Here is a 12,481-nt window from a genome sequence, read left to right as displayed (position 1 = left end):
GGCGGGTGGGGGCGGCGGCGTTCGTCCGTCGGACGAGCATCCCGCCACGAGCAGCAGGAGGATCGTCAGCAACGTCGTCCACGATCGGGTGTCAGCGGGTCTCATGGATGATCCCCTCGAGTTCGGCCTCGATCGCGGTGTCGTCGGTGGATTTCTCGGGTCGGGCGAGCGTGGCACGGATGACCTCGATCGGCGGGAAGGTGCGATCGAGCTCGTCGAGCAGATCGATCAGGGAGTCGTAGTCGCCGCGCACGCTCAGCTTCACGCCGAGCCGGGCGAAGTCGGGACCGGACGCCCGGCGTCGGAAGTCGGCGCGCCGGACGTCGACCGCGGGGCCGCGTTCGGTGCCACAGGTCCGGATCACGTCGCGCAGGGACCGGCCGGTGGACTGCTCCTCGAGCACGCGGGCGTAGGCGCTCCAGCGGCGGGCGAGCTCTGCTTCGCGTTCGAGCCGGTCGACCCGGTCGCGGGCGTGACGTACGTCCTTGCCGAGGTCGGTCACGTCCTTCTCGGCCAGTTCGAGCGCGGCCTGCTGGGGGTTCCAGCGCAGACGGGTGTACGCGCCGGCGACGGCGGAGACGAACACCACGACCGCGAGGATCCGTGTGAAGAGTGTCAGTCGGTTCCACATGGCGATCATCGCGCGACCTCCGGGGTGTCCATGGCCTCGGCGTGCGCCGCGATGAACTCCTCCTGTCGTGGAACCACGGGCTCTCCGCGGATCTCGAAGTCGTACCAGCGGCCCTGCTGCTCCCCGTCGCGCTCGAGGATCCGGAGGACCTCGATCCTCGACAGCAGACCGAGATCCTCCAGCTCCACCACGAACTCGCCCACGGCGTCGACGTCGCCGGTGCGGCCTCCGAGATGTACGGCCAGGGGCACCGGGCCGTCGGTCAGGCTGTCCGACACGGCGTTGGCGTGCTGGATCGAGATCCTGTCGAGACGGGCCGTCTCGGGGAGACAGGCCACGACCTGCGTGAAGAAGGGGGTGAACAGTCGTCGGCTGCGGTACAACGCGCGCAGACTCTCGACCCGGCCCTCGATCGCGAAGAGGTCTTCGCGTGCGGTCAGTTCGCGGGCCCGCACGCGGAGTTGGATCTGTTCCTGCTCCAGCCGGCTGCGTTCGGTTTCCAGCCGGTCGATGCGCTGGTCCTGGTGCAGATCCGCGCCGACGACCACCGCCATGGCGAGGACGCTCGTCCCGAGGGCCGCGACCCGCCGCGGGGTCCACCGGCGCTGCGCGGTCGCGCGCCGGCGTTCGGTGGCCGGCGCCCGGTCGGCCAGCAGGAGGTTCACGTCGTCCCGTCGCTCCAGGGCCAGCGCGGCCGCTCCCGTGGCCAGGGCGAAGTGGGTGCGCGCGGGTCCGGGAAGATCGGGTGGAGTGGCGCACGCCGCGAAGGGATCGAGGGGCGCCAGTTCGAGGTGCAGATCGGGGGCGAGCCGTTCGATCAGGCCCGAAGCGCCACCCAGCCCGCCGCTGAGGAAGACGCGATCGACGACTTCGCCGTGGCGAGCCTCGACGTAGGCCGCGCTGCGCAGGATCTCGCCCTTGAGCGACTCGGCCAGTCGATCGAGAGTCGGGTCGATCAGGGTCCGTGCCCGCGCGGCCACCCCGTCGGGATCGTCGTCGGCCAGCGGGCCGAGCCCCGAGTGCGCGAGCAACGCCTGGTTCGCCGTCGACCAGTCCAGTCCGAGTTCGTCTCCGAGATCGCGGACCAGGTCGTTCGCGCAGGTCTTCAGTTTGCGGACCAGGCGGACCGTTCCGTCGACCGAGAGGGTCATGCGCGACTGGCCCGCCCCGATGTCCAGGAACAGTGCCCGGTGTTCACGGTCTCCGGCCGCCCTCAGGAGTGCCGGATAGCAAAGGGCCGAAGGCACCAGCCACTGCAGCCGCAGGTCGAGCTTCTGGCACAGGTCGGCGAGGCCGCGCATCATGACCTCGTCGAGCGACACCATGATCCCGTCGACGACCTCCTTGCCGTCGGGTGTGGCGCGCGAGGGCTGCGGGATCCCACGGTTGACGGGATCGAGCATGTCCTCCTGGGCGTGCTTCTGGAAGTACCAGCGCGCCGCGTGGTGGAAGCGCGCGGCGTCCATCGCCGGCATCTCCTCGATCACCACCCGAGCGGAGTTCCACGGCGGGACCGTCGCCACGTCCAGGCTGCCCTTGACGCGCGGCGCGATCACGTCCTCGAGCTTCGCGAGCACCGAGTCGTAGTCGGCGAAGCCCTGGAGCTCGGTCAACGAGACCTCTTCGATCCAGTCGACCTCGAAGTGACCACCGCGTCGGTCCGCTGCCACCAGCCGCACACCGTCGGCGCCGATGTCCATACCGAGAACGGTGCGGCGCTGTCGGGAGAACTGGATCGAGGGAAGGTGCACGGCGACTCCTAGCGCGTGAGCACGTCGAGGGTCGGATCGGCGATCCGGACGAGTCGCACACCGATGGTCGCCCCTTCGTGGCTGGTCCGGTGGGCGGCGAAGAGGAGTTGGCGTTCGCTGTCGCCGAGCACGGCCAGGACGTCGACCCTCGTGCTGTCGGGGGCGCGGTTGCTCAGGGTCACGTGGTAGCTGCCGTTCCCGAAGTCCACGCCGCCGAAGGGATCGGAATCCAGGGTCGACCAGTCGTTCGAGCGAAGCAGGACCTCGGCGCAGGTTCGTTCGAATCCGGCGCGTGCCAGGTAGGCGGCACGATCGGTGTCGAGGTCGCGCACCGTTTCGGTGCGGGTGGCCAACGTGAGCGTGGTGAGGGTCAGCGCCAGCGACGACAAGAGGATGATCGCGAAGAGCACGAGCCCCAGGGAGAACCCGCGTCGATCGTGGAGGATCGGGAGCGAGGGATTCACGGCCTGCTCCAGGGAGCGGACTCGATGGAGAGATGGCGATCGTCGGCAATCAGATGGGCCCGGATCCGGCCGTCGGCCAGCGCGACGAAGTTCGTGTGTGCCGGTCGGGTGGGGCCGTCCACGAGTTCGGCCACCGCGCGTTTCGGACGTTCGGAGAACCCGCTGCCGTCGTCGACCGAGCGGTAGAGCGCGAGGCCGCCGGTGGTGGTCCGTGTCGCCCAGGCGATCCGGTCGCCGTTCGAGCGCTCGAGGACCAGCGAGTCGGGCGCCACGACGTCCACGGCGGTGGCGCGGGCCACGTCGGCCCGCAGCATGGCCGTGGCTCCGGCCAGTCCGACGCTCGCCATGCCGAGTTCCGAGCCTCGTTCGTGCATGTCGATCCCGGCGTCGATCAGCACGTACACGGTGCCCGAGACGATCGCGGCCACGGCGGTCGTCACCAGCAGCTCGACCAGGGTGAAGCCGCGATCGTTGCTCATGCGCTCACCTCCGTCCCCAGAGACTCAGAACCGATTGCTCATCAGCGTTTCGAGTGTCTCGGTCCGGCCCTCGGACGAGACATCGACCCGCAGCCGACGGAGGTCGGTGTCCTCGTCGCTGACCGTCGCCGTCCAGCTCTCGCCACCCGGTGTCGTTCCCGTCGCGGTTCCCGGCCCGAGACCGTCGAACCCGCGGACCAGGAGGCTCTCCATGACCGCAGCGGCGATCGCGTGCCGTTGCACGTCCTCGCGGCCGTCGACGTTCGCCTTCGTGAGCTGGGCGAGCAGGGTCACGGCCGTGATCCCGGCCACGCCCAGGACCGCGAGGGCGATCAGGATCTCCGCGAGCGTGAAGCCGCGCGAGTTCCCCCTAGAAACGGGCGTACTCATTCGGGAAGGCCGAGCCCAGGTTCGGGACGACCACACCGCTCTCGGGCTCGTAGTACCAGCCCCCGTCTCCGGAGCTGCCGTCGACGGCGTCGGCCACGCGCTCCTTGAGACGTTCGGTGCCCAGGGACCAGCTCACCGAGTCGGCCTGGCTGAAGGGCTCGACGGGGAAGTCGTCGAGGTACGGTCCGTAGGCGTAGGTCGCGTTCTTCGCGTTCCTGGTCCGGCCGTCCTTACGGCTGTACCAGGTGAGCTTGCGGCGGAAGTCCTGGTTCGAGCACGGATAGCCGTAGTCGTCCTCGCTGCACGGCCAGTGTCCGTGGTCGGCCTTGTACAGGGCGACGGCCGAGCGTAGCGACTGCAGGTTCGCGCGCAGGGCGCGCTCGTTCGCGGGCCGATCGCTGCCACCGAAGTTCAGCACGACGATCGAGGCGAGGATTCCCAGCAGCGCGATCACGATCAGGACCTCGGCCAGGGTGAAGCCTTTCTGGGCGTTCCTGTGGATCATGGTTCGTCGATCTCCCGGTCGATTCGATTCAGCCCCCGAACGATGCGATCGCCTTGACCATCGGGAGCACAAGGGACAAGGCGATGAATCCGACGATTCCGCCGAGCACCACGATCAACGCGGGCTCGACGAGCTTGAGCATGCTGTTGGTCGCTCGCGCGACCTGCTCGTCGTAGAGCTCCGACACACGCACGAGGACGGCGTCGAGGTTGCCGGTGGCCTCGCCGATCGAGACCATCTGCAACACCAATGCGGGCATCGTTCCGGCGTGGGCCAGAGCATCGGCGATGCTCCGTCCCGCCACGATCTGCCCGCGGGCCTCGTGGACCGCCGCGGCGATCCGGCGGTTGCCGGCCGTCGCGCCCGCCACCTCGAGGGCCTCGACGATTGCGATTCCCCCGTGCAGCAGGGAGCCGAGCACGAAGCACAGACGCGACATGCTCGCCTTGCTGATCAGGGCTCCGATGCCCGGAACAGCAAGCAACAGACCATCGAGCCGGAGACGCAGCTCTTCGTCGCGCGCCAGTACCCAGGCGCCGACTCCCAGGCCGGCCAGGCCGGCCAGCAACCACGGCCAGAACGAGGTCACGAATCCGCTGATCGCGATCAGGGCACGGGTCGGCCAGGGCAGGTCCACACCCATCTGTACGAGCACCTGGGTGAACTTCGGAATGATCGCGACCATCAGGAACACGACGACGGCCGCGGCGAGGACCACCAGGAAGATCGGGTAGATCAGTGCGCCCTTCAGGCGATTACGCAGCTCGGCCTCACGATCGAGGTATCCGCCCAGCTGTCGCAGCACTTCGACCACCGTGCCGCTGGCTTCGGCTGCACGGATCATGTTCAGGTAGATGTCCGGGAATCGTCCGGTCGCGGCGAGGGCTTCGTGGAGGGACGAGCCCGACCGGATGTCGGCGATCGCCGACTCCAGGGCCCGCGTCAGTCGTGGCTTCGTCGAGTTCTCGGCGAGGAGTTCCAACGCCGTGAGGATGGGGAGTCCCGTGTCCAGCATCAGTGCGAACTGATTGCTGAACAGGGAAAGGTCTTCGACGGTGACCGGAAGATGTTGCCGGATCGCCTCGAGAGCATCGGGCTCGCGTTCCTCGTGTTCGATGTCGACCGGAATGAGGTCCTCGGCGAAGAGGCGTTCGCCGACCCACTCGGCCGTGGGCCCGTCGAGACGGCCACGGATCTCGTGACCGTCGGTGTCGAGGGCGAGATAGGCGAAGCGCGGCACTTCAGATCTCCCGGTCGTCGAAGGCGGGGGCGGGCGCGTCGGTCGCGGGGTCCGGCTCCGGGGTCGACGACACCTGGATCGCCTCGGTGATCTCGTCGCTCGCGCGATCGCCGTGGGCCGCGGCCTCGTCGTCGCGCGCGGGCGGGATTTCGTCTTCGCTCATGCGCGTGGCCAGGAGGACCTGCTCGATCGAGGTCTTTCCCGAGCGGGCCTTGGCCAGGCCGTCCTCGAACAGATCGGGCATCGATCGGCGCCGGGCGATGGCGCGGATCCCGGCCGCGGGTAGCTGTCGCACGATCGCGCGCTCGATCTCGTCGTTCACGGGCATGAGCTCGTGCAGCGCCACGCGGCCCCGGTACCCGGTCTGGTTGCAGGATCGGCACCCCGTCCCCTGATGCACCGCCTCACCGCTGCGCTCGATCCGCTCCACCACCTCGGGTGGGTGTCGGGCCGGATCGAGTTCCACGGGTTCGGAGCAACGGGGGCAGTTGCGGCGGACGAGCCGCTGGGCCAGGACTCCCTTGAGCGCGCTCGCCACCAGGTAGGGTTCCACGCCCATGTCGATGAGCCGGTTGGGGGCGCTCGTGGCGTCGTTCGTGTGCAGGGTCGAGAGGACGAGGTGTCCGGTCAGAGCCGCCCGTACGGCGATCTGTGCCGTCTCCCGGTCGCGGATCTCGCCCACCATGATCACGTTCGGGTCCTGACGCAGGATGCTGCGCAGGGCCGATGAGAAGGTCAGCCCCGCCTTCGTGTTCACCTGCACCTGGTTGATGACCGGGAAGTCGAACTCGACGGGGTCCTCGACCGTCACGATGTTCGTGTCGAGCTTGTTGATCGCGGTGAGCGAGGCGTAGAGCGTCGTCGTCTTGCCGCTCCCGGTCGGTCCCGTCACGAGGATCATGCCGTGGGGACTCGCGACGAGCTCGCGCCAGTCGGTCTCGATCGAAGGGGCCAGCCCGAGGTCGGCGAGCGAGGTCAGGGTCTGCTGGGTGTCGAGCAGACGCAGGACGATCTTCTCGCCGCGGATCGTCGGCAGCGAGCTGATGCGCAGGTCGATGCGCCGGCCTTCGGCGTGGAGACTGATCCGACCGTCCTGGGGCAGGCGCTTCTGGGCGAGGTCGAGATCCGCCAGGATCTTCAGGCGGCTGACGATGCCGGCGTGCAGGGCCAGCGGAATGCGCTGTTCGGCCCCCAGGCGGCCGTCCACGCGGTAGCGCACGCGCAGCGCGTCGTGGTCGGGTTCGACGTGGGCGTCGCTGGCGCCGTCGCGGATCGCCTTGAGAATGATCAGATTGACCAGACGGACCGTCGGCGACTCGTCCGAGGCGAGGTCCGAGAGATCGAGTTCGTCCTCGCGTTCCGTCACCTCGGCCACGGCCTCGGTGCGCTGGGCCTCGGCGACGAGCCGCTCGAGGATGGGGTCGATCCCGTAGAACTGGTTGATCGCCCGCTCGATGTCCCTGCGCAGGGCCAGGACCGGAATCACGTCGCAGCCGGTGCTGTCCCGTACGGCGTCGATCGCGAGCACGTCGGTCGGGTCGGCCATGGCCAGGGTGAGGTCGTTGCCGACGCGGAACAGCGGGATCGCGCGGTGGCGTCGCGCTGCTTCCTCGGGCAACGTTCGCACCACGCTCGGGTCGACACTGTAGGGACTGATCTCGACGTGCGAGAGTCCCAGCAGGCGGGCCCGGACCTGGAGCACGGTCCGGGCATCGACGACGCCGTCGCGCGCGAGGCGGTCGCAGAGCTGGACCTCGTCGCGGGTCTCGGCCAGGAGGGGCTCGAGATCGGAGGCGGTCACGTGACCGCCGTCGACGAGGGCACGGACGAAGGTTGACGACATGACGGATCCCGTTGTCCGCGGAAACGACGTCCACCCGGAGGAAGATGTGGCCCACCGCCGGGACGCGGCAGAGCTGCATCTACACCTGGAGGGGGCTCTGACGGCGCGTCGAGCCCTGACGCTGGCTTCGAGTGCAACCGACGTGCCCTCGCCGCCGGCCGGGGCGATCGACGAGACCTCGCGCGGTGTGCAGTGGTCCTTCGGCTCCCTGCGCGGCTTCCTGGAGGCCTTCGGCTGGGCGTCGCGGCAACTGCGCGACGCCGCCGCCTATGTGGCGGTCCTCGACGACCTCGCCGTCTCCCTGCGGGCCCAGCGCGTGAGCGCGGCGGAGGTGTTCGTGGCCTTCGGGCAGATGCACCGCGGCGGGGTCGAGCCCCGGGTCATCGTGCCCGCGCTCGCCGAGCGCGCCGCCGAGATCGAGGCCGAGGGCGGACCGTCGATCCGCTTCGTCGCCGACGTCACGCGCAACTGGGGCGTGGCGGCCGCCGACCGCGCGCTCGACGACGCGCTCGACCTGCAGCGGCATCGGATCGTGGGCTTCGGCATGGGAGGCATCGAGACCAGCGAACGCGCGCGCGCCTTCCGCGGCGTGTTCCGTCGGGCGGCCGGGTCGGGGCTGGGACTCTGCTGCCACGCGGGTGAGGGCACGACCGCCGAGTCGGTCCGCGAAGCGGTCGAGGAACTCGAGGTGCGCCGCGTGGGCCACGGCATCGCCGCAGCGACCGACCCGGTCCTGATGCGTGAGCTGCGCGACGAGGGAATCGTGCTCGAGGTGTGTCCCACGTCGAACGAGCGCACCGGCGTGTGGGATCCGGCCACGCCACACCCTCTGCTCACGCTGCTCGACCACGGTGTGCCCGTGGTGCTCGGCAGCGACGACCCGGCGTGGTTCGATTGCACGCTGCGCAGCGAGATCCGCCGTGTTTCGGAGTGGGGAGTGCCCGAGCGCACGATCGACGCCATGATCGAACGGGCCTTCGCGGTACGCTTCGCGCCGTGATCTACAGAGCTCGACCGGCTGCGCGCACGCCGATCCACACCGCGAACAGCCCGATCCCGACCGAGAGCATCACGTTCAGGGTTGCCTTCGTCACGTGCCCGGTGCGCACCAACTCGAGCGTGTCGAAGGAGAAGGTGCTGAACGTGGTGAAGGCGCCCAGGAATCCCGACAGCACGGCGGTGCGCACGGCGAGGTTCCAGTCGAGGCGGTCGACGAGGAGCGTCGACAGCCAACCCAGCAGGAAACATCCGATCACGTTGACGACGAAGGTGCCCCACGGGAACACACCCGGGAGGACGCGCTGGACGGCGGCGGTCAACCCCCAGCGGCACAGGGCGCCGAGGGCGCCGGCGACGGCGATGGCCACGGGCAGCGCCAAGGCTCAGGACTCCGTATCGGTCCGCCGCGCCTTCGCCAGGCGGTCCTTCTCGGACGCGAACTCGTCCTCGTCGAACTTCGCGAACAGGATCGGAGGCTTCGTCACCGGATGTCCCTCGGGTAGCCAGTTGCCGCCCGTGGGCCACCCGTCCTCGCGAAGTGACGTTCCTGTTCCCAGGGCGTCCCACAGGGTCTGCATGGTGTGCGGCAGGAAGGACGCCCACAGACCGCACAGTGCTCGTACGTACTGGCAGCAGACGTACAGCGAGGTGGCGCAGCGGTCGGGATCGTTCTTGCGCGTCGCCCAGGGTTCGGACTCGTCGAAGTACCGGTTCGCCTCCTTGCTCAGCAGGAAGATCGCCTCGGCTGCGGCCCGGAGCCGAAAGGCGCGCATGTCGGCCTCGACTCGTCGCGTGGTCGCGAGGATCCCGTCGAGTGCGCGCTGGTCGGTGTCGGTCCACTTCGCCCGGGGTGGGACCTTCTGGTCGAAGTACTTGCCGGTGAAGGTCAGGGCCCGGTTGACGAAGTTCCCGAGCACGTCGGCCAGTTCGGAGTTGTGGCGCGCGGCGAAGTCGTCCCAGGTGAAGTTCGTGTCGCGGGTCTCGGGCATGTTGCGTGCGAGGCAGTAGCGAAGGCTGTCGGGCGGATAAGACTCGAGGTAGTCGGGCAGCCACACGGCGTGGCCGCGGCTGGTCGACAGCTTCGCCCCCTCGAGGTTCAGGAACTCGTTGGCCGGCACGTTGTCGGGAACCACGTAGTCCTCACTGTGCGCGTGCAGCATGGCCGGGAACAACAGGGCATGGAAGACGATGTTGTCCTTGCCGATGAAGTGGACCAGACGCGTGCCCGGATCCTGCCACCAGGTGCGCCAGGCCTCGGGATCTCCCTGCTCGGCCGCCCACTCGCGGGTGGCGCTGATGTAGCCGATCGGAGCGTCGAACCACACGTACAACACCTTGCCCTCGTGGTCGGGCAGAGGGACGGGCACGCCCCAGTAGAGGTCGCGGGTCACCGCGCGTGAACCGAGCCCGCGGTCGAACCAACCACGACAGTAGTTGAGCACGTTCTCCTTCCAGTCCGAATGCCCCTCGATCCACGGCTGCAGCCACTCCTGCAGCTTGCCCATGGGCAGGAACCAGTGCGTGCTCTCCTTCAGGGTGATCGCGCTGCCGTCGGTCACGCTGTGGGGATCGATCAGTTCCTCGGGTTCGATCTGCGTGCCGCAGCTCTCGCACTGGTCGCCGCGGGCCGTCTCGCTGCAGTTCGGGCACGTGCCCTCGACGTAGCGGTCGGGATAGAAGCGCCCCGTCTCCTCGCTGTAGTACTGCAGGCTGGTTCCCTGCTCGAGCTGGTCGTGCTCGTGCAGGTCGAGGAAGAAGGCCTGGCTGGTCTCGTGGTGGATGGGCCGGCTGGTCTGGCTGAAGTTGTCGAAGTCCACGCCCAGGCCGGCGAAGCTGTCGCGGATGCCGGGGTAGTTGCGGTCGACCAGCGTCTTCGGGTCGATGCCCTCGCGCTCGGCGGTGAGCGTGATCGGAACCCCGTGCTCGTCGGTCCCGCAGATGAACAGAACCTCTTCGCCGCGCATGCGCAGGAAGCGGACGTAGATGTCGGCGGGAACGTACACCCCGGCCAGGTGGCCCAGGTGGATGGGGCCGTTGGCGTAGGGAAGGGCGGCGGTCACGAGGGTCCGCTCGAAACGTTTCGCTCCGGACACGTCGTACTCCCTCTGGTACCGGTGGGGCCCCTCGGGGCCGATGGGCGGGACGAACACTCACTCCAGGCCGAGATCGGCCATCTGATCTTCCTCGAACCCCAGGTAGTGCGCCAGTTCGTGCCACAGAGTGGTGCGGATCTCCTCGATCAGTGTCTCGGGGTCGACGCACATGCGCTCGAGGTTGCGCTGGAAGAGGAAGATGATCCCCGGGTGGTCGACGGGGGAGAAGACGCTCTTCTCCAGTTGGTTGGCGCCGACGAACAGGCCGAGGACGTCGGGCGGGACGGGATCGTCGATCCCGTCGCTCTGAGCGAGTTCCCGTGTGGGTGTGGACTCGATCACGATCGCCAGCTCGTCGAGCACGTCCTGGAAGCGCTCGGGCAGCTCGTCGCGTGCAGCCTGGACCGCGTCGCGCATGGCGGCGTCGTCGAAGCGGTGCGGGCGCGGGAATCGCTCGGGCTCGAGTTCGAAGGCCCGGTCGTATCCGCGTCGCGCGCCGACCTCGTCGCCCTCGATCTCGCACACCTGGGCCGACAGGTACCAGGCCTCGGCGAAGTCCGCGTGTTCGCGCACGAGCTCGTCGAGGATCGCGCGTGCGTCGTCGAACTGCCACAGGTAGTGGTGTGCCGCGGCCAGGTACCAGCGGCGCAGCGCGTCGTCCTCGGGATCTTCGAGCGGTCCCGAGCTCACGGCCGCGTCGAGCGTACCGCGGACCAGCCCGTTCTCGTATCGCGCGGCCGCCAGGCCCAGTCCCACGTTGGCGACCTCGGGATGGTCGCGGTGCAGTCCTTCGGCGAGGTGCAGGGCTCGTTCGAGCTCGTCTTCGTCGAGTGCACTCCACACGTCCTCGAGGCGGCGGTGGATTTCGTCGACGGCCGGGGGTCCACCGTGGGGCGGACGTTCACTGGACATGGGGCCGGGCTCCTTTCCGTGGCAGCAGTCTAGACGGCCCCATGCGCAGGGGCAAGGGGGCAGCCCGGATCCCGGTGTCCGCGGGGGATCAGTGCGAGGCGCGGTTCGTGAGACGGCCGTGGCGGGCGAGCCGTCGTTCCATCGCGATCACGGCGAGGGCGGCATCGGCGTCCCCGGGCTCGAGGGTCCATCGTCGCAGGTGGAGCCCCTCGTCGATGTGATCGATCAGGCGGGCGAGGGTGTTCTGGCGCGTAGCCGATGCGGCGGGGTCCACGAGTAGATCGCTCCAGGCCAGCCAGGCGGCGGCCACCGCGAGGTGGATCACGGCCGACGGCGGGTTCGTTTCGTCGCCGGTCGGTCGCCAGTCGTGGTCGTAGCGCGTATGGACGATTCCGTGGTCGGCGAAGCGGTCGAGCAGTCGGACCAGCGAACGGTGCGCCCAGGCCGTCGCCTCGGCACGGGGTCGCAGCGGGACACGCGCCCTTACGAAGGGAGACACGACGTCCACGAGGAATTCGACCGTGTCGGTGGGCTGAACGGCCGACTCCACTTCGAAGGCGAGTTGGAGGGCTCGCATGCGGGACTCGAGTTCGTCCTGCACCTGCGGTCGCATGGCCGCGGCGTCGCGGGACAGATGGTCCCAGTGCGCGGAGTCGCCGCGGGGTCGAGGGTGGAGCGACTGCAGAGTGCGTTCGACGCGGGACCGGTCGCGTGCCCGGAACGGGGCGGCGAGAGGTGCGGAGAACGGAACGTCGGTCATGGGTCGGTCCTCCCCGGCCGGTGCGGACGGTCGGTCAGAGCTGGAACGCGATGCGTACCGGCAAGACCGAGGCCACGATTCCGGCCGGGCGAGACCTGTCGAGGGCGCCTTCTGCGAGCTCCGCAGGGCGTCGCCGGTCGAGTGTCGACCAGGGCGCCGGCCAGGAATCGTGCACCGGTTCCGGACCTCTCCGCGCTCGCTGCTTGTCGCGAATCGGGGTCAGCGTATAGCCTCGTCACCGGAGGCCGTGGCGGTCATCGCCGATCACCGCGTCGCGGGGTGGATTCGAGGGGCATGGGTCAACAGCTATTCGTCATCGCCGTGGTGACCCTCACCTTCCTGCTGTTCGTGTGGGGTCGGCTCCGCTACGACATCGTCGGTCTGAGCGCCATGGTCGTACTCGCCCTCGGCGGC

At 69.0% G+C, this 12,481-nt stretch carries 13 protein-coding genes; 1 reads left to right on the top strand and 12 read right to left on the bottom strand.

Annotated elements, in window-relative coordinates:
* Positions 1–91: 91 nt before the first annotated feature.
* Genes VKA86_00300 through VKA86_00265 form a run of 8 tightly spaced genes read right to left on the bottom strand, consistent with a single transcriptional unit; the run spans position 92 to position 7,303 of the window.
* Complete coding sequence (locus VKA86_00300; protein ID HKK69626.1) at positions 92–640, bottom strand: hypothetical protein; 549 nt, start codon at positions 638–640, stop codon at positions 92–94.
* The gene (locus tag VKA86_00295; protein ID HKK69625.1) at positions 637–2,382 is read right to left on the bottom strand and encodes a hypothetical protein; all 1,746 of its coding nucleotides are present in this window, start codon (positions 2,380–2,382) and stop codon (positions 637–639) included. The genes VKA86_00300 and VKA86_00295 overlap by 4 nt, the downstream gene beginning before the upstream one ends.
* A gap of 8 nt (positions 2,383–2,390) precedes the next feature.
* Complete coding sequence (locus VKA86_00290; protein ID HKK69624.1) at positions 2,391–2,846, bottom strand: hypothetical protein; 456 nt, start codon at positions 2,844–2,846, stop codon at positions 2,391–2,393.
* A complete protein-coding gene (locus VKA86_00285) occupies positions 2,843–3,325 on the bottom strand; it encodes a prepilin-type N-terminal cleavage/methylation domain-containing protein (protein ID HKK69623.1) in 483 nt (160 codons plus the stop codon). Before VKA86_00285 ends, VKA86_00290 begins: the two co-directional genes overlap by 4 nt.
* A gap of 24 nt (positions 3,326–3,349) precedes the next feature.
* Positions 3,350–3,715 (bottom strand): type II secretion system protein, encoded by a 366-nt coding sequence (locus VKA86_00280; protein HKK69622.1) that lies wholly within the window; start codon positions 3,713–3,715, stop codon positions 3,350–3,352.
* Entirely contained in the window at positions 3,696–4,220 is a 525-nt protein-coding gene (locus VKA86_00275) for a type II secretion system protein (GenBank protein ID HKK69621.1), read from the bottom strand. The genes VKA86_00280 and VKA86_00275 overlap by 20 nt, the downstream gene beginning before the upstream one ends.
* A gap of 28 nt (positions 4,221–4,248) precedes the next feature.
* Positions 4,249–5,460: a type II secretion system F family protein gene (locus tag VKA86_00270; protein ID HKK69620.1), complete on the bottom strand. Its 1,212-nt coding sequence runs from the start codon at positions 5,458–5,460 to the stop codon at positions 4,249–4,251.
* A 1-nt stretch (position 5,461) separates the two neighbouring features.
* Positions 5,462–7,303: a GspE/PulE family protein gene (locus tag VKA86_00265; protein ID HKK69619.1), complete on the bottom strand. Its 1,842-nt coding sequence runs from the start codon at positions 7,301–7,303 to the stop codon at positions 5,462–5,464.
* Here VKA86_00265 and VKA86_00260 point away from each other — a divergent pair.
* Complete coding sequence (locus VKA86_00260; protein ID HKK69618.1) at positions 7,302–8,303, top strand: hypothetical protein; 1,002 nt, start codon at positions 7,302–7,304, stop codon at positions 8,301–8,303. The genes VKA86_00265 and VKA86_00260 overlap by 2 nt on opposite strands.
* A gap of 1 nt (position 8,304) precedes the next feature.
* On the opposite strand, the gene crcB is transcribed toward VKA86_00260, so the two are convergent.
* The 4 genes from crcB to VKA86_00240 all read right to left on the bottom strand — a co-directional run bounded on the left by crcB (position 8,305) and on the right by VKA86_00240 (position 12,067).
* Positions 8,305–8,682, bottom strand: a complete 378-nt coding sequence (crcB, locus tag VKA86_00255; GenBank protein ID HKK69617.1) for a fluoride efflux transporter CrcB — start codon at positions 8,680–8,682, stop codon at positions 8,305–8,307.
* A 3-nt stretch (positions 8,683–8,685) separates the two neighbouring features.
* Positions 8,686–10,395 carry a methionine--tRNA ligase gene (metG, locus tag VKA86_00250; protein HKK69616.1) on the bottom strand — a complete coding sequence of 570 codons (1,710 nt, stop codon included), beginning with the start codon at positions 10,393–10,395 and terminating at the stop codon, positions 8,686–8,688.
* A gap of 57 nt (positions 10,396–10,452) precedes the next feature.
* A complete protein-coding gene (locus tag VKA86_00245; protein ID HKK69615.1) occupies positions 10,453–11,307 on the bottom strand; it encodes a metallopeptidase family protein in 855 nt (284 codons plus the stop codon).
* Positions 11,308–11,395: 88 nt separating this feature from the next.
* The gene (locus VKA86_00240; protein ID HKK69614.1) at positions 11,396–12,067 is read right to left on the bottom strand and encodes a hypothetical protein; all 672 of its coding nucleotides are present in this window, start codon (positions 12,065–12,067) and stop codon (positions 11,396–11,398) included.
* Between the last annotated feature and the right edge of the window lie 414 nt (positions 12,068–12,481).

This window comes from Candidatus Krumholzibacteriia bacterium (genome assembly GCA_035268685.1).
Lineage (GTDB): Bacteria > Krumholzibacteriota > Krumholzibacteriia > JAJRXK01 > JAJRXK01 > JAJRXK01.
This window is presented reverse-complemented; position numbering and strand designations above follow the sequence as displayed.

What these genes read in the sequence shown, in the direction of transcription:
- VKA86_00280 (HKK69622.1), bottom strand. Translation starts at nt 3,715, where the DNA reads ATGAGTACGCCCGTTTCTAGGGGGAACTCGCGCGGCTTCACGCTCGCG.
- VKA86_00245 (HKK69615.1), bottom strand. Translation starts at nt 11,307, where the DNA reads ATGTCCAGTGAACGTCCGCCCCACGGTGGACCCCCGGCCGTCGACGAA.
- VKA86_00260 (HKK69618.1), top strand. Translation starts at nt 7,302, where the DNA reads ATGACGGATCCCGTTGTCCGCGGAAACGACGTCCACCCGGAGGAAGAT.
- VKA86_00240 (HKK69614.1), bottom strand. Translation starts at nt 12,067, where the DNA reads ATGACCGACGTTCCGTTCTCCGCACCTCTCGCCGCCCCGTTCCGGGCA.
- VKA86_00265 (HKK69619.1), bottom strand. Translation starts at nt 7,303, where the DNA reads ATGTCGTCAACCTTCGTCCGTGCCCTCGTCGACGGCGGTCACGTGACC.
- VKA86_00300 (HKK69626.1), bottom strand. Translation starts at nt 640, where the DNA reads ATGATCGCCATGTGGAACCGACTGACACTCTTCACACGGATCCTCGCG.
- VKA86_00285 (HKK69623.1), bottom strand. Translation starts at nt 3,325, where the DNA reads ATGAGCAACGATCGCGGCTTCACCCTGGTCGAGCTGCTGGTGACGACC.
- VKA86_00275 (HKK69621.1), bottom strand. Translation starts at nt 4,220, where the DNA reads ATGATCCACAGGAACGCCCAGAAAGGCTTCACCCTGGCCGAGGTCCTG.